The organism is Micromonospora sp. SCSIO 07396 (assembly GCF_053667945.1).
Genome location: NZ_CM132210.1, coordinates 4,383,527 through 4,400,818, shown reverse-complemented (window position 1 = coordinate 4,400,818; position 17,292 = coordinate 4,383,527). Strand labels below are relative to the sequence as shown.

Annotated in this window: 17 protein-coding genes; 8 read left to right on the top strand and 9 right to left on the bottom strand. The window is 73.9% G+C overall.

Annotated elements, in window-relative coordinates; genetic code table 11:
• Positions 1-39 precede the first annotated feature (39 nt).
• Together ACWCHM_RS18725 and ACWCHM_RS18720 are read left to right on the top strand one after the other, a co-directional pair.
• The gene (locus ACWCHM_RS18725; protein WP_454219196.1) at positions 40-1,305 is read left to right on the top strand and encodes a Bcr/CflA family efflux MFS transporter; all 1,266 of its coding nucleotides are present in this window, start codon (positions 40-42) and stop codon (positions 1,303-1,305) included.
• A gap of 63 nt (positions 1,306-1,368) precedes the next feature.
• Positions 1,369-2,349, top strand: coding sequence for a sporulation protein (locus tag ACWCHM_RS18720; protein WP_454219194.1), 981 nt, complete (start codon positions 1,369-1,371; stop codon positions 2,347-2,349).
• A gap of 110 nt (positions 2,350-2,459) precedes the next feature.
• On the opposite strand, the gene ACWCHM_RS18715 is transcribed toward ACWCHM_RS18720, so the two are convergent.
• Positions 2,460-2,744, bottom strand: coding sequence for a hypothetical protein (locus tag ACWCHM_RS18715; RefSeq protein ID WP_176739158.1), 285 nt, complete (start codon positions 2,742-2,744; stop codon positions 2,460-2,462).
• A gap of 421 nt (positions 2,745-3,165) precedes the next feature.
• Between ACWCHM_RS18715 and ACWCHM_RS18710 the strand changes: the two genes are divergently transcribed.
• Complete coding sequence (locus ACWCHM_RS18710; RefSeq protein ID WP_204957167.1) at positions 3,166-3,573, top strand: hypothetical protein; 408 nt, start codon at positions 3,166-3,168, stop codon at positions 3,571-3,573.
• Positions 3,574-3,640: 67 nt separating this feature from the next.
• On the opposite strand, the gene ACWCHM_RS18705 is transcribed toward ACWCHM_RS18710, so the two are convergent.
• Both ACWCHM_RS18705 and ACWCHM_RS18700 read right to left on the bottom strand, forming a co-directional pair.
• The gene (locus ACWCHM_RS18705) at positions 3,641-5,902 is read right to left on the bottom strand and encodes a HelD family protein (RefSeq protein WP_454223111.1); all 2,262 of its coding nucleotides are present in this window, start codon (positions 5,900-5,902) and stop codon (positions 3,641-3,643) included.
• 257 nt (positions 5,903-6,159) lie between these two features.
• Positions 6,160-7,299: a LolA family protein gene (locus tag ACWCHM_RS18700; protein WP_454219193.1), complete on the bottom strand. Its 1,140-nt coding sequence runs from the start codon at positions 7,297-7,299 to the stop codon at positions 6,160-6,162.
• A gap of 95 nt (positions 7,300-7,394) precedes the next feature.
• Between ACWCHM_RS18700 and ACWCHM_RS18695 the strand changes: the two genes are divergently transcribed.
• Positions 7,395-8,051 (top strand): response regulator transcription factor, encoded by a 657-nt coding sequence (locus ACWCHM_RS18695; protein ID WP_204957345.1) that lies wholly within the window; start codon positions 7,395-7,397, stop codon positions 8,049-8,051.
• A 41-nt stretch (positions 8,052-8,092) separates the two neighbouring features.
• Entirely contained in the window at positions 8,093-9,622 is a 1,530-nt protein-coding gene (locus tag ACWCHM_RS18690) for a HAMP domain-containing sensor histidine kinase (protein WP_454223109.1), read from the top strand.
• A gap of 343 nt (positions 9,623-9,965) precedes the next feature.
• Here ACWCHM_RS18690 and ACWCHM_RS18685 read toward each other — a convergent pair whose 3' ends face one another.
• Positions 9,966-11,984 (bottom strand): tetratricopeptide repeat protein, encoded by a 2,019-nt coding sequence (locus ACWCHM_RS18685; RefSeq protein WP_454219192.1) that lies wholly within the window; start codon positions 11,982-11,984, stop codon positions 9,966-9,968.
• A gap of 57 nt (positions 11,985-12,041) precedes the next feature.
• Positions 12,042-12,503, bottom strand: coding sequence for a MarR family winged helix-turn-helix transcriptional regulator (locus ACWCHM_RS18680; RefSeq protein ID WP_454223108.1), 462 nt, complete (start codon positions 12,501-12,503; stop codon positions 12,042-12,044).
• 50 nt (positions 12,504-12,553) lie between these two features.
• Here ACWCHM_RS18680 and ACWCHM_RS18675 point away from each other — a divergent pair, with 50 nt between their 5' ends.
• Together ACWCHM_RS18675 and ACWCHM_RS18670 are read left to right on the top strand one after the other, a co-directional pair.
• Positions 12,554-13,075 carry a VOC family protein gene (locus ACWCHM_RS18675; RefSeq protein WP_421488985.1) on the top strand — a complete coding sequence of 174 codons (522 nt, stop codon included), beginning with the start codon at positions 12,554-12,556 and terminating at the stop codon, positions 13,073-13,075.
• 24 nt (positions 13,076-13,099) lie between these two features.
• Positions 13,100-14,005 carry a hypothetical protein gene (locus tag ACWCHM_RS18670; protein WP_454219190.1) on the top strand — a complete coding sequence of 302 codons (906 nt, stop codon included), beginning with the start codon at positions 13,100-13,102 and terminating at the stop codon, positions 14,003-14,005.
• Here ACWCHM_RS18670 and ACWCHM_RS18665 read toward each other — a convergent pair.
• The 4 genes from ACWCHM_RS18665 to ACWCHM_RS18650 all read right to left on the bottom strand — a co-directional run bounded on the left by ACWCHM_RS18665 (position 13,965) and on the right by ACWCHM_RS18650 (position 16,296).
• Positions 13,965-14,495, bottom strand: coding sequence for a potassium channel family protein (locus ACWCHM_RS18665; protein WP_454219189.1), 531 nt, complete (start codon positions 14,493-14,495; stop codon positions 13,965-13,967). The two genes, ACWCHM_RS18670 and ACWCHM_RS18665, sit on opposite strands and share 41 nt — an antisense overlap.
• Before the next feature lie 127 nt (positions 14,496-14,622).
• Positions 14,623-14,802: a DUF4236 domain-containing protein gene (locus ACWCHM_RS18660; protein WP_007075522.1), complete on the bottom strand. Its 180-nt coding sequence runs from the start codon at positions 14,800-14,802 to the stop codon at positions 14,623-14,625.
• 116 nt (positions 14,803-14,918) lie between these two features.
• Positions 14,919-15,374, bottom strand: coding sequence for an RrF2 family transcriptional regulator (locus ACWCHM_RS18655; RefSeq protein ID WP_204957347.1), 456 nt, complete (start codon positions 15,372-15,374; stop codon positions 14,919-14,921).
• A 7-nt stretch (positions 15,375-15,381) separates the two neighbouring features.
• Complete coding sequence (locus tag ACWCHM_RS18650; protein WP_454219188.1) at positions 15,382-16,296, bottom strand: helix-turn-helix transcriptional regulator; 915 nt, start codon at positions 16,294-16,296, stop codon at positions 15,382-15,384.
• 167 nt (positions 16,297-16,463) lie between these two features.
• On the opposite strand from ACWCHM_RS18650, the gene ACWCHM_RS18645 reads away from it, so the two are divergent.
• On the top strand, positions 16,464-17,240 hold the full coding sequence (locus ACWCHM_RS18645; RefSeq protein ID WP_204957174.1) for a glucose 1-dehydrogenase: 777 nt from the start codon (positions 16,464-16,466) through the stop codon (positions 17,238-17,240).
• The last annotated feature ends 52 nt before the right edge of the window (positions 17,241-17,292 follow it).

Here is a 17,292-nt window from a genome sequence, read left to right as displayed (position 1 = left end):
GGGCTGACGCCCGACGGTCAGCTCGTCTACGGTCCATGGGTGACACCTCCGCGGGTCAAGACGCCGTCCACGTCGTACCGACCCGGCCGGGCGGCGGGCAGGCCGTCCATGGTCGCGCTGGTGCTGCTGACCGGGGTGGGGCCGTTCGCCACCGACGCGTACATCGCCGCCCTGCCCGAACTGCGGCGCTCCCTGGACACCAGCGCCACCATGGCGCAGCTGACCCTGACCGCGTTCATCATCGGCGTGGCCGCAGGTCAGCTCCTGCTCGGCCCGGTCAGCGACATCCGGGGCCGGCGCGGCATCGTCCTGGTGAGCACCGTGAGTTTCGCGTTGCTGTCGCTGCTCTGCGCCGCCGCCCCGACCGCCGGGGTGCTGGTGCTCGCCCGGCTCGGGCAGGGGATCGCAGCCGGCACCGGGGTGGCGCTGGGCCGGGCGATGGTGACCGACGTGTGGCAGGGCGACCGGGCCGCCGCCCGGTTCGGCAGCATCGCCTCGGTGACCTTCCTCGGCCCGGTGCTGGCACCGGCGGTCGGCGGGGTGATCCTCGACCACGGCACCTGGCGTACCGTCTTCCTCGCTCTCACCGGGCTGGGGGCGGCGATGGCGGTGGCCGCGCTGGTCGGCCTGCCGGAGACGCTGCCCGCGCACCGCCGGCACGACGGTGGCCCGCGTGCGGCGCTGTCACGGATGGCGGGACTGCTGCGGGACCGGACGGTGCTCACCAACCTGATCGTGCTCTGCCTGGCCATCGCCGGCTTCTTCACCTACATCGGCGGCTCGGCGTTCGTCTTCCAGACCGCCTACCGGGTGGACGAGTCCCGCTACACCCTCATCTTCGCCACCAACGCCGCCGGCATGGCCGCCGCCGGGTTGCTGTTCCGGGTGCTGGTCAGGCGGCTCGGCGCCGGCCGGCTGCGGGCCGTCGGGCTCGCCGCGTCCACGGTGGCCACCCTCGTGCTGCTGGTCGTCGCCCTGGTCGACCGGCGGGCCGGGGGGCCGCTTGCCGTGCCGTGGACGCTGCTCGCCGTGGTGGTCGCCGGCATGGGCCTGACCCTGCCGGCCAGCACCGCGCTGACGCAGGAGGCCGGCCGGCGTTCCGCCGGCACCACCGCCGCGCTCCAGGGTGGTCTGGGTTTCCTTGCGGGCGCACTGGTCACGCCACTCACCGGTCTCCTCGGGTACGCCACCCTGCTGCCCATGGCCTCGGCCATGGCGGTCTTCTTCGTGGCGGCCTGCGCGACGCTGGTGCTGCTGGCCCGCCCCGGTGTGCCCTTTCAGCCACTTCACAGTCCTGGCGGTTAGGGTGCGCAGGGTAACCGTGCGTGCTCCACGGTGGAGTACGCCGACCGTGAAGCGGGAGTTCCGATGGTCTTCAAGAAGATGCTGAGCGCGTTCGGGGTCGGCGGGCCCAGCGTCGACACCGTCCTGGCCAACCCGAACACCCGGCCCGGCCTGACCCTCGACGGCAACGTGAACCTGATCGGCGGGGACGCCCCCGCCAACATCGAGCAGATCGGCATCGGCCTGGTCACCCGGGTCGAGATCGAGGGCGGCGACAGCGAGTACGCAGGCGTCATGGAGTTCCACCGGATGGTGGTCAGCGGCCCGCTCCAGCTCGCCCCCAAGCAGCAGCTCGCCATCCCGTTCCAGTTCCCGGTGCCGTGGGAGACCCCGATCACCGACGTCTACGGTCAGCGTCTGCACGGCATGACCATGGGTCTGCGGACCGAGCTGGCCATCGCCCGGGCGGTCGACAAGAGCGACCTCGACCAGGTCAACGTGCACCCGCTGCCGGTGCACGAGCACATCCTCGGCGCGTTCCAGCAGCTCGGTTTCCGGTTCAAGCACGCCGACCTGGAGCGGGGCCACATCCGGGGCTCGCAGCAGACGCTGCCGTTCTACCAGGAGATCGAGTTCTTCGCCGCACCCCAGTACGCGCAGGCCATCTCCGAGCTGGAGCTGACCTTCGTGACCAGCCCGCACGGGGTCGAGGTGGTGCTGGAGTGCGACAAGCGGGGTGGCTTCCTCAGCTCCGGGCACGACGTGTTCGGCCGCTACACCGTCTCGCACGCCGACGTCGACCGGGTCGACTGGGTGCGGGTCGTCGACGGCTGGCTGCGCGAGACCACCGCCACGTACGGCAACCTGCGCGCCTCCTCCGGCTTCGGCGCCCCCACCCACGGCTACCCGATGCACGGCCACGGCCACCACGGCCGGGGGCCGGGAATGGGCGGCGTGGTGGCCGGCGCGGCGCTCGGTGTCGCCGGTGGCCTGGTCGCCGGTGAGCTGCTCGACGACGCCTTCGAGGGCGACGACGGTGGCGACTTCGGCGGCGACTTCGAGTGACAGCCGTGCCGGTCCGGCGCGGGCGCTGACCCACAGGCACGACGATGGCCCCCGGGAGGAATCCCGGGAGCCATCGTGCTCAGCAGCTCACGCTGCTGGGATCAGCCGGGTCAGCGACGACCCTTGCGCTCCGCGCCGGAACGCCGCGCCGAACCCGCCTTCGCCAGGCCCCGGCTCACCAGGTAGGCGCCGGTCAGGGCGGTCAGGAACCACCACGCCTGCGTCGGGTTGTTGATGTTCAGGCCGTTCGTCGCGGTGCCGCGCCAGAAGGCGGAGATCACCACGACCGCGACCGCGGCGGCGTAGACCCAGAACTCGGTGGTCAGGAACGACTGCTTGGTCTCCGTACCCGGAGACGGCATCGGTTCCCGGTGCCCGTCGTGCATCGCCGGCATCTGCCGGGTCTGCTCGTTCATCATGGCGTTGCGCTGGACGGTGTCCTGCATCGGCCGGTTCATGGGCCTGGTGGATGCAGCCTGCGTGCTCATCTGGTCCTCCTCAGGATTTGATGAGTACCTGCAACTCCCTCGCCCCGCTACCGCGGTCGGCCACGGCACGGTTCACCTGCTGTGGCGGGGGCACCCTGGGTCTACCCCCCGCCGGTGAGCAGGTAACACCGGCTCCGGCCGGAATTTCGTCGCCCGCCGGGTCCGCGTCGCGGTGCCCCGACCGTGGTACGCGCCGCCCCGACCGTGGTACGCGCCGCCCCCGGCCGGCCAAGGGCTGTGGTGTCCGGCCGGCCAAGGGCGGTGGTGTTTGGTGGTGCGGCCCCCGGGCACGCAGTGGGTTCCGTCGAGACCCTGTGAGGTGAGGAACGTGCGCGACGACGACAGGATGCGGGAGTCCACCCGTCAGGCCGAGGAACGGCTCACCGCCGGGGCGTACGGTCCCGGAGCCCTGGACGAGGTGACGGTGCCCCGGATCGACGTGACCCGGGCCCTTCAGGAGGACGACCCGGACGACGTGGCCCACGTGCCGGTCGACCCGGAGGTGCTGCGCGACGGCGGCCCCACCCGGGGCCAGGGCGCGCTGACCACCACCGGAGGCACGGCCGGTCCGGCCAGCGTCAGGCGGGTGGCCCGGCAACCCGAACGGCACCCGGGCACGGTGGCCCCGACCACCACCGGTGACGCCACCACCGGCGGGCTGAGCACCCCGACCGGCGGCCCGGTCAGCGACCAGTCCGCCAGCGCCGTCGAGATCGGCGACTTCTCCGACGACTGACGTCGGCCGCCGCCGACGCCCCGGCGGCCGGGTCGGAGGGGCCCGCCCCCCCGACCCGGCCGCACGGTCAGCCGGCGGGGCGCAGCACGCCCAGGCGGCGGGTGGCCCGGGTCAACGCGACGTACAGGTCGCTGCGTCCCCGGGGTGACTCGGCCACGATCCCGTCCGGGTCCACCACCAGCACCGAGTCGAACTCCAGCCCCTTGGCCTGGCCGACGGTCAGCAGCACCACCCGGCTCTCCAACTCGGGCTGCTCGCCGACGGCCGCCTCGGGCAACGCGGCCAGCAGCACACCCGCCAACCCGTCGGCCCGCCCGGCCGGCACGATCACCCCGAGCCGTCCCCCGCCGTCGCCGGGACGGCCGTCCGCGTCGCCCCCGGCCAGCTCGGCGGCCTCTGCACGGGCCGCCGCGACCAGTTCCGCGCCGAGCCGGTCCGCCGCGACCGTCCGGTCCCACGGCGGCACGCCGCTGTGGCGTACCGACCGGGGTGGGCGCAGCGCCGGGTCGATGCCGGCGAGCACCTCGGCGGCCACCGCCATGATCTCGGCAGGGGTGCGGTAGCTGACGGTCAGCTCCTCCAGCCGCCAGCGCCGCGCCACGTACGGCTCCAACGCATCGGCCCAGGACGGCGTGCCGGCCAGCGCGCCGGTCTGCGCCACGTCCCCCACGATCGTCATCGACCGGCTCGGGCACCGGCGCATCAGCAGCCGCCAGGCCATCGGCGTCAACTCCTGCGCCTCGTCGACGATGACGTGCCCGAACGCCCACCGCCGGTCGGCGGCGGCCCGCTGTGCGGTGGTCAACCGGTCGGTCTCCTCCTGCCGCTCCAGCAGCCGGTCGGCGTCGATCAGGTCGGTGACGCCGAGGATCTCACCACCGTCGGCCTCGTCCTCCACGTCGATCGAGCGGGAACCCCTGGCGATCTCCAGCACACCCTCGGCGTACTCGCGTTGGAAGGACCTGATGCGTTCCCGCCGGGCGGCGGCGGCCCGCTCGTCCTCGCCGAGCAGCTCCGCGGCCTCGTCCAGCAGCGGCACGTCGGCCGGCGTCCAACCACCGCCGGCCGGACGGTGCAGCAGGGCCCGCTCGTCGTCGGTGAGCATCGGCGCGGCGGTGGCGAGCCGCTGCGGCGAGGCGTACAGGTCGGCGAGCAGCCGTTGCGGGGTGAGCACCGGCCACAGCTCGTCCAGGACGGCGGTGATCTCCGGTTCCTCCCGCAGCTCCCGGCGGATCTCGGCCCGGTCCGCCTCCTCCAGCAGGTTGTCCCCGCCGAGCGGGTCGGCCCCGATCCGTTCGGCGACCTGGTCGGCGAGGGCGTGCACGATCTCGATGTCGAACAGGGCACGGGCCAGGTTGTGCGGGCGGTCGGTACGCCGGACCCGGTCGCGGGCCTGGCGTACCGTCTCCGGGTCCAGCCGGAGCACCTCCCGCTGGGGCAGTTCGATCTCGATCGGCTCGTCCGGCACCCACTGCCGGTCCCGGACGGCGGCGGCGAGCACCTCGGCCAGCACCGCCCGGCCCTTGAGGGCTGCGGTCCCGGCCGGTTCGGCACGCCTGGCGGTGACCCCGGGGAACAGGTCACCGGGGGTGCTGAGCAGCACCCCCGTCTCGGCCAGCGCCGGCAGCACCTGCGAGATGTACCGCAGGAACGTCGCGTTCGGGCCGACCAGCAGCACCCCCCGGGTGGAGAGCTGCTGCCGGTGGGTGTAGAGCAGGTACGCGGCGCGGTGCAGCGCGACCGCCGTCTTGCCGGTGCCGGGACCGCCCTGCACGACCAGCACCCCGGGCAGGTCGGCCCGGATGATCCGGTCCTGCTCGGCCTGGATGGTCTCCACGATGTCCCGCATCCGGCCGGTCCGGCCGGCGCCGAGCGCGGCGAGCAGCGACGCCTCACCTGTCAGTTCCTCGTGGCCGGTGGGGGAGGCGGTCGCGATGTCCAGCACCTCGTCGTTGAGGCCGGTGACCTTCCGCTCCCGGGTGCGCAGGTGCCGCCGCAACCGGATGCCCTGCGGGTTGGCGGCGGTGGCGAGATAGAACGGCCTGGCGGCGGGGGCACGCCAGTCCATCAGCAGCGGGTCGTAGTCGCCGTCGGTGTCGAAGATGCCGATCCGGCCGATGTAGTGCCGGCTGCCGTCGGCCCCGTCCAGGCGGCCGAAGGCCAGCCCCTGCTCGACCGCCGAGAACTGCTCGACCTGGTCGGCGTACATCTGGACGGCGCTGTCGCGTTGGGAGCGGTCCTGCTGGGTGCCGCCGCCACCGGCGCGCAGTTCGTCGGTGAGCCGCCGGCCGGCCTGCTCGCGCATGGCGTCCAGCCGGCCGTAGAGCATCGAGACGTACTCCTGCTCACGGCCGATCTCGTCGTCGTGTTGTCGCAGCTCGTCCGGGTGCGTTGACAAGCCGTCTCCTCGTCGCTTAGAATCATGCACGGAATGGCTCTTCAGCCATTCCTTTTTGCATTTCGGGAACTGTTCAAGATACCGCCTGCGGCGTCCCCCCACCAAGCCTCCGCCGTGCCGGACACGACGAACGGGGGCCCGCGCCGGCGCTAGCCGGCCCGGACCCCCGAGGGTCGTGACGTGCGGGATCAGCCCCGCGCGGCCTGGTACAGCCGCTCCGGCGTCACCAATCCGGCGAGCACCCGCCCGTCGTCGGTGAGCAGCACGCTGAACAGTTTCGCGGAGAACAACCGGCCGCTGCCCCAGTCCCCGCTGACCTTCGGCAACCCGTTGAGCAGGTCGAGGGCCTGCGCCGCGCCGGGGCCGTCGGCCGGGCCCGGCTTCGCCGCGTCACCGGCCGGCGTCCGCGCCAGGTCCGCCGCGCCGGTCCGCGTCACCAGCACGGTGGTCCAGCCCGTCCCCACCGTACGCAGACCCGCGTCCTCGGCCCCCGGGCGCTGCGCGCCCGGCTTGTCGTCCTTGCGGTGCGGGCCGGCCGTGGACCCCGGTCGTCCGGCGGTCTCCTCGGTCACCTTCACCCCGGGCGGCGGGTTGAAGGTGAACTGGTCGGCGTCGGGACGACGGTAGTCGACCTGCGTGAACGCCACCTCGAACGCCGGCTGGTCGGCCCCGTCGGCGAGCACCTCGAACCGCAACGGCACGTGCTCCGTCGCGTCGATGGCGATCCGCACCTGGTGCACCAGGGACGCCTCGTCACGCGGGGTGAGCACCAGCTCGTGCGCGTCCCGCCCGGCGACCGTGGCCGACCGGCCGGTGGTCACCAGCGTGCTCGGGTCGACGGCGGCCAACGCCCGCTCGGCGGCATCCTTCGGGGTGACCGGCAACGCGCCCTCCGCCGCCCGCCCGGTCGACTCCGGCAGCGTCCGGTGCGTCGCCGTGTTGGCCTTGCTGTCCCAGGTCCACACGTCCCGGCCGGAACGGATGACGTCCCGCTCGCCGAGGGTGTCGAGCAACGCGACCCGCTGCCGGTCCGGTCCCGAGTACCAGACCCGTAGGGTGTGCGTGCCGGTGAGCAGCGCGGCGTCCCCGCCGGCCAGCCCGGCCAGCGGCGGCAGCCCGAGGTCGGCCCGCTGCACCACGGTGCCGGAGAGCCCGTCCAGCCGGGCGGTCTGCAGGTCGACGAGGAGCTGGGCGGCGCTGCGCGGCGGCAGGGCCGGCTCGGCGTTCGCGGCGAACGTGCCGATCGCGGCACCCCCACCGACGACGGTGACCGCGGCGGCCAGCGGCACCAGCCACCGCAGGGTGGAACGGTTCTTCAGTACGGACATGAGCGCACCTCCTGCGACCATCCTGCCGGTTCACTGCTGTGAGCCCGCTGAGGACGACGTCGCGGCCCGTCGCGTCGAGGTGGCAGGCTGGAATGATGCGGGTGCTGGTGGTGGAGGACGAGGCCCGGCTGGCGGCGGCGTTGCAGCGTGGCCTCACAGCCGAGGGGTTCGTGGTGGACACGGCCGGCACCGGCCCGGCCGGGTTGGACGCCGCCCGGCACGGCGGATACGACGCGATGATCCTCGACGTGATGCTCCCCGGCCTGTCCGGTTACGAGGTGGTGCGCCGGCTGCGCGCCGACGAGCACTGGCTGCCGGTGCTGATGCTCTCCGCCAAGGATGGCGAGTACGACCAGGCCGACGGGCTCGACTGCGGGGCCGACGACTACCTGACCAAACCCTTCTCGTACGTGGTGCTGGTCGCCCGGCTACGGGCGCTGCTGCGCCGGGGCGCACCGCAGCGGCCCACCGTGCTCGCCGTGGGGGACCTGCGGCTGGACCCGGCCCGCCGCCGGGTCACCCGCGCCGACGCCGAGGTGGTGCTCACCGCCCGGGAGTTCGCGCTGCTGGAGTACCTGATCCGCCGCCCCGGCGAGGTGATCTCCAAGACCGAACTGCTCGACCACGTCTGGGACGCCAGCCTGCGGACCGCCCCGAACGCGGTCGAGGTGTACGTCGGCTACCTGCGCCGCAAGATCGGCCGGGACCGGTTGGAGACCGTCCGGGGCGCCGGCTACCGGCTGATCCCGTGAGCCGGCTGCGCTGGTCGGCGTTGGGCCTGCGGGCCCGGCTGATGGTGCTCGGGGTGGCCGGGCTCTCGGTCGGGCTGGCCCTGGGCGGGGTGGTGCTGCTGGTGGCGCTGGGGTGGACGCTGCAACGCACCGTCGACGAGGAGGCGTTCCGGACCGCCGACGCGGTCGCCCGGCTCGCCGGCGAGGACGCCCTGCCCGACCCGCTGCCGGTGGCCGGTGGGCAGCTACGGGTGCAGGTGGTCGACTCCGCCGGGCGGATCCGGGCCGCCTCCATCGACGCCGACCGGCTGGTGCCGATGGTCCGCCCCGACCAGCTCACCGGCACCGGCCGACAGCGCACGGTGGTGCCCGGCCAACGGCTCGGCTGGGAGGGGCCGGTACGCGTCGTGGCGGTACCCGCCCGGTCGGCGGGGGAGCCGGTGACCGTGCTGGTGGGCCGCTCCACGGCGGACGTCAGGCACGCCACCCAGGCCGCCCGTACGGTGCTGCTGGTCGCCTTCCCGCTGCTGGTGGGGCTGCTCGCGGTGGTCGCCTGGCGGGTGGTCGGGGCCACCCTGCGCCCGGTCGAGGCGCTGCGCAGCGGAGCCGCCGAGATCACCGGGCGGGACGCGGCCGGCCGGCTGCCCGTACCCGCCTCCCAGGACGAGATCCACCGGCTGGCGGTCACCCTCAACGACATGCTCGACCGGTTGGCGGCGGCCCGCGCCCGGCAACGGTCGTTCCTCGCCGACGCGGCACACGAACTGCGCAGCCCGTTGACGAACATGCGTACCGAACTGGAGGTGGCCCAGCGCCTCGGTGACCGCACCGACTGGCCTGCCGTCGCCGCCGACCTGCTCACCGACACCGAACGGCTGGGCCGGCTCGTCGACGACCTGCTCCTGCTCGCCCGACTCGACGAGCAACCGGCACAGCAGGTCGACCACCTCGGCGCGGCGGAGCCGGTGGAACTGGGCGCCCTGCTCACCGAGGTCGCCGCCCGCTGGCCCGGCCCCACCTCCGCCGCGGTTCCTGCTCTGCTGCCGGGTGGCAGCGTCGTCGCTGCGGCGGAACCTGCCGTGCCGCCGCAGGCCGCCCTCGCGGCGGATCCGCCATCGTCGCCGGAGTCCACCGCCGCCGGGGCGGGTTCTGCCGTGTCGCCTGGGGTTACCGCCGTCGGGTCGGAGCCGGCTGTGTCGCCACAGGTCACCGTCGTCACGGCGGCAGGTCCGGTGTGGACCGTCGGCGTCCCCGACGAACTGCGGCGGGTGCTGGGGAACCTGGTCGACAACGCCGTCCGGCATGCCCGTACCCGGGTGGTGCTGGCGGTCGAGCCGACGGTCGACGGGGCGTACCACCTGGTGACGGTGACCGACGACGGGCCGGGAATCCCGGTCGCGGACCGGGAGCGGGTGTTCCGCCGGTTCGCCCGGTTGGACGAAGGACGGGCCCGGGACGCGGGCGGCGCCGGACTCGGCCTGGCCATCGTGCGCGAACTGGTACGCCGGGGCGGTGGCACCGTGGCCCTCGACGACGCCCACCCCGGCCTGACCGTCCGCCTACACCTACCGCTCCTCCCCGACCCTGACTGACCGCCCCCCTCCCTCCACACACCCACGCGCTCGTGGCCCCCCGCCCCACCCGCTCATGTTGATCAAGAGGTTTGCGTCACTCCACGCCGCTCGGGCTGACGCAAACCTCTTGATCATCCGGCTGGGCGGGGTGAAGGGGGCGGTGATCAAGGGGTTTGCGTCACTCCCGCCGTTCCGGTTGACGTAAACCTCTTGATCACCCGGCTGGGCGGGGTGGATGGAGCGTGATCAAGAGGTTTGCGTCAGGAGTTTCGCTGGGGGTGACGTAAACCTCTTGATCAACATGAGCGGGTGGGGCGGGGTGGGGCTGGGCGGGGTGGGGATGTGGGCGGGTGGGGGTGGGTTAGCGGCGGGTGGTGCAGACGCGTTTGGCTCGTGCGACCACGTCGGTGGACCAGACGACGGCGACGGTGAAGCAGTAGTTGGTGGTGCGGTCCAGGCCGTGTACGACGAAATTGTCGGTACCGGGTGGGAGGGTCTGGAAGGGGCGCGGGTCTTGGCCGGCCTGGGCGGCGGAGAGCACCACGGGGCCCTCGCTGCCGGCCGGGTACGTCCAGGTCAGGGTGATGCCGTCGGGTCGGTCGCGTAGCGTCACCCGCCCGGGTGGGGTGCCCGGTGAGGCGGGTGGGCCGGCGTTCGGCGTGGTGGCGGTCGGGGCGGCTTCGGTCGGCGCGGCGGGCGGTGGTGCGTCGGAGCCGCCCACCTGGGACACCCCGGCGATCACCGCGACCGCGCCCAGCAACACCACCGCCACGCCGGCGGCCACCAGCGGTACGGCACCCGGGCGGCGTCGGGGCGGGGCGTGTCGGCGTGGCACCAGCACGGGCAGCAACCGCGACGGGTCCACCGGCGGCTCGGCCGGCGTGACCCGGCGGACCCCGGCCGCCTCCTCGTCCCGGCGGCTCTGCGACAGCGGCGGGGCATAGCGAGCGTCCCGCCAACCGTCGGGTGTGGACCCGTTCGCCCCTGCTGCGGCCTGCTCGGGCGGCCAGTGTCCGCCCTCGTCGATCCGCCCCGCCCCGGCCGGGTAGTCCGCCCCGGCCGGATAGCCCGGCCCACCGGGACGACCGGGCCCGCCGGGATGGCCGGACCCGCCGGGATGGCCGGACCCGCCGGATCGACCGGGCCCGCCGGACTGATCTGGCGCGCTGAAGTGATCGTGCCCCGTTGGGTAGCCGGATTCGGGCGGATAGCCGGGCCCAGGCGAATGTGCCGGTCCGACCGGACGACCCGCGCCGACCGGACGACCCGCGCCGGCCGGAGAGCCCGACTCGGCCGGGTGGCCCGATGCCGGGTAGTCGGAGCCCGGGTAGTCGGAGCCCGGGTGACCTGGGGTCGGGTAGCCGCTGCCGGCCGGGTAACCGGTATCGCCCCGGTAGCCGGCATCGCCCGGACCGTCGCCGGCCCGGTAGCCGGCTCCGCCGGGCTGACCGTCCCAGGGGCCGTATCCGCTGTCGGCGGGATAGCCGGGGCCGGGGCGGGCGGCGTCCGGTGGGTAGCCGGTGTCGTCGGTGGGCATCCGCTGGCCGGGCACCGTCGGCGGGTACGCATCGTCGGGTGACGACGGGCCGGCCGACCAGGGCGGCAGGTCGGGTGGACCCTCGGCGGGCGGTGGGGTACGGGCGGCCGGCACCACCGGCGTGCCGCGCTCGGGGGTGGGCTCCTCGTCGCAGACGTGGTCCGGGTCGGCGGCTGCCCGGGCCAGGGCCGCCACCTGCCGGGCGAGTGGGTCGTCGGCGGCGAGGTGTTGGCGGGCCAGCTCGCGGGCGAGGGCGAGGTTGTCGTGCGCCTCGTCGAACCGGCCGCAGTCGCGTTGCATGGCACCGAGCCGGGCGAGCATCTTGATGCCGCTGGCGTGGCCGTCGCCGTACACCTCGCGGTGCAGTTCCCAGGCGTCCTGGAGACGTTCGCGGGCCTCGGAGCACTGGCCCCGGGCGTACTCCACGGTGGCCAGGTCGGCGTGTGCGGCGAGGACCCGCAGCGACTCGGGACCGTCCCAGGCGGTCAGTTCCAGGATCACCTCGGAATAGAGGCGGGCGGCGCGGGCGTCGCTGCCGACCCGGTGCAGCACCGCCGCCAGGGTGGCCGCCGTGGAGATGGTCCGCTGGTCGGAGATGCCGTACAGCCGGCTCGACGCCGCGTACGCGAAGGCGGCCCAGCCGCGCGCGGAGTGCGGTTCGCCGAGGGTGACCAGCAGTCGGGCCTGGAGCCCGGCGGCCTCGGCCAGCTCGGGGGAGGCGTGGTCGGGGCGGGGGTCCGCGTCGGTCAGCGCGTCGGCCAGCAGCCGCTGGGCGCCGGCCAGGTCGCCGGCGGACACCAGGTGCTGCGCCTGGAGGGTCAGTTCACCGAAGCCGGAAGACACGCCCCATCGTGCTTGGCCGGCAACGGTTAGTACAACCCTTGCCGGTCGGCAACTTGGTCAAGAACCGGTCAGGTGGGCGACCAGCGTCTCGCTGATCCGGCGCAACTGGTCGACCTGGGCGGGGCTGAGCGCGTCGAACAGGTGCCGGCGTACCCCCTCGACGTGGCCGGGCGCGGCGGCGGCGAGGGTCGCGAAGCCGGCGTCGGTGAGCACGGCGACCTGCCCGCGCCGGTCGGTGGGGCAGTCCTCGCGGCGCACCCAGCCGGCCGTCTCCAGCCGGGCCACGGCGTGCGACAGCCGGCTGCGTGAGGATCCGGTGAGGTCGGCCAGGTCGCTCATCCGCAGCTGCCGGTCGGGCACCTCGGAGAGGCGGACCAGGATCTCGTAGTAGGCGTGCGGCATCCCGGCGTCGCGTTGCAGCTCGCGGTCGAGGGTGTCGCTCAGCGCCCGGGAGGCGGTCAGGAAGGCACGCCAGGTCTGCTGCTCGTCGGGGTCCAGCCAGCGGGTCATGACGACCATCATAGCCGAAATAGTTGAACGCTCAACAAAACCGCGCTAGCGTGGTGGACATGGGAATCCACCGCCTCAACCACGCCGTGCTCTACGTCTCCGACCTGCGTCGCAGCATCGACTTCTACCGCGACGTGCTGGGCTTCCGCCCGGTGCCGATGACCCCGGACGGGTTCCGGGGCGCGGCCTTCCTCCAGGCCCCCGACTCGACCAACGACCACGACCTCGGCCTGTTCGAGATCGGCGCGAACGCCGGCCGCTCGCAGGCCGGCCGGGCCACCGTCGGCCTCTACCACCTGGCCTGGGAGCTGGACACCCTCGACGAGCTGGGCGCCACCGCGCAGCGGCTGGCCGCCGCCGACGCCCTGGTCGGCACCTCCGACCACGGCACCACCAAGAGCCTGTACGGCCGCGACCCCGACGGGCTGGAGTTCGAGATCGTCTGGATCGTCCCGGCCGCCCTGCTCGACGAGGACGCCCTCGCCGCCCGCAAGCGGATCGGCCGGCTCGACCTCGACCGCGAACGGGCCCGCTACGGTGGCCAGACCCGGGGCGGGGTGGGGATCTCCGTCCCGGCCTGAACCGCCGTACGGTAGAACGACAGGATGTCGATCGACGCCGTCCCGGGCGGACTCCTCGTCCGTCAGCTCGACCACTGGCTGCCGGGGGCCCTGCACCGCTCCCGGCGGGCCACCCTCGCGCTGGCGTACGCCGGTGACCCCGGCACCGCCGAGGCGGCCCTGCGGGTGGTGGCCGGCTTCGCCGACCGGTTGCGGGGTCGCCGGCTCACCGTGCTGGTGCTCGCCGACGGCGGTCCCGAACTGCCCGCCCGGCTCGGCGTCGTCGAGGCCGGCCTGCCCGGCGACGTGGCCGTGCACGTGGTGCCGGGCGACCCGGCCCGGCTGCCGGTGGTGCTCAAGGCGGCCGGGGCGGCCGGCGCGCCACTGCTCACCCTGGTCGACGGTGCGGCACCGGAGCCGGCGCTGCTGGCCGCCACGGCGACCGGCCGACCGGCCGAGGTGCTGCTGAGCACCACCACCACCGCCACCCTGCGACCGGCCCTGACCGCCGCCGGGTTCCCCCTGGTCACCGAGGTCGAGCTGGTCCCCGCCGACGGGGCACCGGCCCGCCTGGTCGCGTTCGGCACCGGGCTGGACAAGAGCCTGGAGGCGTTCAAGGAGGCACTCTGGGCCACCGGGGCCGACGTCGCCGCAGCCGGTATCCGCTACCGGGACCCGGCCGGTGACCTGCTCGACGTGGGGGCGGACCCGCCGACCGGTCCGCTGCGTGACGCGCTGCTGGCCGAGCTGACCCGCCACGGCCCGCGTACGGTGACCGAGCTGCGTCGGCACACGCTGACCGCGACCGCCTACCGGGCAGGGGACGCCGGGCACGCGCTCGCCGACCTGCTGGACGGTGGCGCGGTCACCCGGGACCCGGAACACGGGCGGCTCGGCGGGGACGTACTGATCAGCGCCGGCCCCGCCCCGGCCGCGCGGTCAACCGTTTGACCACGATGGACGCCCCGGTGGCGATGACGCCGATGCTGAACAGCATCTGCACGCAGACGACCGCCTTGGCGAGCTGCCCCTGGGGGTGCACGTCGCCGTAGCCGATCGTGGTGAGGGTGGCCAGGGCGAAGTAGAGCGCGTCCAGCCGGGTACGCAACCCGGAGAACTGCGCGGGCCCGCTCGCGGCCACCACGTAGTCGGCCGCCGCGAACGCGAGCAGCCCGGCGACCAGGGCCACCACCAGCCGGCTCAACGACCGGACCTCGTCGTCACCGACCGGTTCGCCGACCCCGAGCTGGCGGCTCACCTGGCGGGTGACCAGGACGGTGACCACACCGATCAGCACCAGGGTGCCCGCCGCCCGCAGGGTCAGCCGCACGCCGTTCGGATCAGGCTCCAACGGGATCAGGAAGTAGCTGACCACCAGCAGGCAGCAGGCCGCCAGGGTGTGCCGTCGGATCCGCCGGTAACTCCCGTCGTCGCTGGCCATGCGGCGATTCTGCGCCGAGGCCGTCGCCGGGATCCGGCGAATGCCGAACCTGACCGGAGGCGGGCCCGATGCGCGGACGGCGAACGGGGCACCGGCGGACCGCCGGTGCCCCGTTCGCGGAAGGGCGTCACGCCCGGGACTTGTCCTGCTTCCAGGACAGCGGGCCCGGCAGGTCGACCCGGTGCGCCTTGGCCCGGGAGTTCCACGACCAACGACCGATCTTGATGCTCCACGACGAGAAACCGTTCTCGGTGAAGTTCAGGATGATCGGCCCGTACTTCTTGCGCTTACGGAACATCAGACCCATCGTGGCGCTCCCTTCGCGTTTTCTGTCCTCGCTGCCGTCTCGGCCCCATAAATGCCCGCATCCACGGAAACCGAAACCTGGTCAGGTCCAGGCTGGACGGATCGGCGTACCGACCGTCAGCGCGGCTCCCACGCGTCGGGCAGGGTGGTCAGTTTGCGGACGTGCGTCGGGAGTCGCCCGCTGACCACCTCGGCGAGGGTCACCTCGTCGAGCACCTGCCGGACGGCGGCACGCACGGCCACCCAGAGCCGGGGAAGGTTCTCCGCCGAGCCCTCGTACCTGGTCTCCTCGGGGCGCAGCCCGCGTACCCCGGCCAACGGGCCCTCGACGGCGCGCAGGATCGCCCCGACGGTGACCTCGCGCGGTGGCCGGGCCAGGGTGTAGCCGCCCTCGGCGCCGCGCTGCGCGCGGACCACACCGGCCCGACGCAGGTCGGCCAGGACCGCTTCGAGAAACTTGCGCGGCATGTCCTGCTCGTTGGCGATCGCTTGGGTGGAGAGCAGGGAGGGGTAGGCGGTGGCCAGGCTCAGGGCCGCTCGGACCGCATAGTCGCCGCGCGCGGAGATCTGCACCATGTCATCATGCCCGTCCGTCGGGTTCTGCGGGGTCAGCGGGTCGCCGTGGTCGGACGATACGCGTCGACGGGCGGTCCCGGGCGGCCCGGAACGCCCCCGGGCTCACCCCCACCTCGCGGGTGAAGAACCGGCCGAAGTTCGTCGGTTCGGGGAAGCCGAGCTGCCGACCGATCCGGGCCACCGGCTCGTCGGTGGCGGCGAGCAGCCGCCGGGCCTGGAGCGCGACCCGCTCGTCGACCACCTGCTTGGCGCTGCGGCCGGTCACCGCCAGACAGGCCCGGGTCAGGGTACGCACCGAGCAGCCCAGCCGGGCCGCGTAGTCCTCCACCCGCCTGGTGTACGGGTAACCCGCCTCGACCTCCCGGCAGAACCGGCGGAACGTGGCCGTCTCGGTCCGCTGCGGGTCGGAGTCGTCGGGCGTCCCGCCGGAGTTCCGGGTGTCGGCCAGTAGGGCGAGCCGGATCAGCAGCACCGCGAGCTGGTGCCGGAGCAGGGTGTGCGCGGCCGGATCGTCGCGGTGCCGGCGGTGGTCCACCACCAGTTGGGAGACCACGTTGACGACGGCGTCCTCGTCCGGGCCGGTGAGCTGGTGGTGCTGCGGCACGGCGTTCGTCTCGACGTCCAGGCCGCGCAGCGCGTCGGCGCGCCAGCGGAGAACGACCGCGTCGAGCCGTGCGGTGCAGCGCAGCACCTGGCCGGGGGTGGCCCGCAGCAGGGTGCCGGGGCGGCAGGGCAGCGCCCGGAAGTCCAGCTCGACGAGGCCGTGCCCGTCGGTGACCAGGACGAGCAGATCGTGGTCGAGCAGGACCGGCCGGGGCGCGCCCGGACCTGGGACGAGGTCGCCCAGATCGAGGATGTCGATCTCGGGGCGGGGCAGGCCGGGACGGGTTGCCGGGGTGAGCTGACCGGAAGGGACCATCGTCTTCGACCGTAACCGGGGACGGCTGAGGTCGCATCCCGGCGACGGGACTCTGTCGCGCCTGCGGCGGACGGACGCCTCGGTGGCTACCCCGGTGGGGTTGTCCGGCTGCCGGGACCGGGCTACGTTACCGATCGGTAAGGACCGCGACGTGCGATGGGGTGCCCATGACGGATCTGTTCTCGGTCGACGGCAAGACGGTCCTGGTCACCGGCGGCTCGCGGGGGATCGGCCTGATGATCGCCCGGGGCTTCGTCCGGGCCGGTGCCACGGTGGTCGTCTCGTCGCGCAAGGCCGACGTGTGCGAGGCGGTGGCCAGGGAGCTGTCCGCCGAGGGGCGGTGCGAGGCGATCCCCGCCGACCTTGGCGACGACGCGGGTGCCGACGCTCTCGCCGCCGCCGTCCACGAACGGTACGACCGGCTCGACGTGCTGGTCAACAACGCGGGGGCGACCTGGGGCGCACCGTTGGAGTCGTATCCGGGCAGCGCGTTCGACAAGCTCTGGGCGGTCAACGTGAAGGCGGTGTTCCGGCTCACCACCGCGCTGCTGCCGGCCCTGCGGGCGGCGGCCTCCGACGACGACCCGGCCCGCGTGATCAACATCGGCTCGATCGACGGGCTCCGGGTGCCGGCCATGGAGGTGTACGCGTACTCGGCCACCAAGGCCGCCGTGCACATGCTCACCCGTAATCTCGCCCACCAGCTCGCCGCCGAGCGGATCACGGTCAACGCGATCGCCCCCGGCCCGTTCGAGAGCAAGATGATGGCCTTCGCCCTGGACGACCCCGCGACCCGGGCGGCCATCACGCAGCAGGTGCCGCTCGGCCGGATCGGCCGCCCCGACGACATGGCGGGTGCGGCGATCTTCCTGGCGTCGCGGGCCGGGGCGTACCTGACCGGCGCGGTGATCCCGGTGGACGGGGGCATCACCACGCACGGCTGACCGGCGTACCCGGGCGGTGGACGGCCGGAGCCGCGCGGACTCGGCAGATCCG

Excerpts from the sequence above, each read along its gene's own strand:
- ACWCHM_RS18720 (WP_454219194.1), top strand. The coding sequence starts at position 1,369 with ATGGTCTTCAAGAAGATGCTGAGCGCGTTCGGGGTCGGCGGGCCCAGC.
- ACWCHM_RS18715 (WP_176739158.1), bottom strand. The coding sequence starts at position 2,744 with ATGCCGGCGATGCACGACGGGCACCGGGAACCGATGCCGTCTCCGGGT.
- ACWCHM_RS18705 (WP_454223111.1), bottom strand. The coding sequence starts at position 5,902 with ATGCTCTACGGCCGGCTGGACGCCATGCGCGAGCAGGCCGGCCGGCGG.
- ACWCHM_RS18700 (WP_454219193.1), bottom strand. The coding sequence starts at position 7,299 with ATGTCCGTACTGAAGAACCGTTCCACCCTGCGGTGGCTGGTGCCGCTG.
- ACWCHM_RS18695 (WP_204957345.1), top strand. The coding sequence starts at position 7,395 with ATGCGGGTGCTGGTGGTGGAGGACGAGGCCCGGCTGGCGGCGGCGTTG.
- ACWCHM_RS18690 (WP_454223109.1), top strand. The coding sequence starts at position 8,093 with ATGGTGCTCGGGGTGGCCGGGCTCTCGGTCGGGCTGGCCCTGGGCGGG.
- ACWCHM_RS18680 (WP_454223108.1), bottom strand. The coding sequence starts at position 12,503 with ATGGTCGTCATGACCCGCTGGCTGGACCCCGACGAGCAGCAGACCTGG.
- ACWCHM_RS18675 (WP_421488985.1), top strand. The coding sequence starts at position 12,554 with ATGGGAATCCACCGCCTCAACCACGCCGTGCTCTACGTCTCCGACCTG.
- ACWCHM_RS18670 (WP_454219190.1), top strand. The coding sequence starts at position 13,100 with ATGTCGATCGACGCCGTCCCGGGCGGACTCCTCGTCCGTCAGCTCGAC.
- ACWCHM_RS18665 (WP_454219189.1), bottom strand. The coding sequence starts at position 14,495 with ATGGCCAGCGACGACGGGAGTTACCGGCGGATCCGACGGCACACCCTG.
- ACWCHM_RS18660 (WP_007075522.1), bottom strand. The coding sequence starts at position 14,802 with ATGGGTCTGATGTTCCGTAAGCGCAAGAAGTACGGGCCGATCATCCTG.
- ACWCHM_RS18650 (WP_454219188.1), bottom strand. The coding sequence starts at position 16,296 with ATGGTCCCTTCCGGTCAGCTCACCCCGGCAACCCGTCCCGGCCTGCCC.
- ACWCHM_RS18645 (WP_204957174.1), top strand. The coding sequence starts at position 16,464 with ATGACGGATCTGTTCTCGGTCGACGGCAAGACGGTCCTGGTCACCGGC.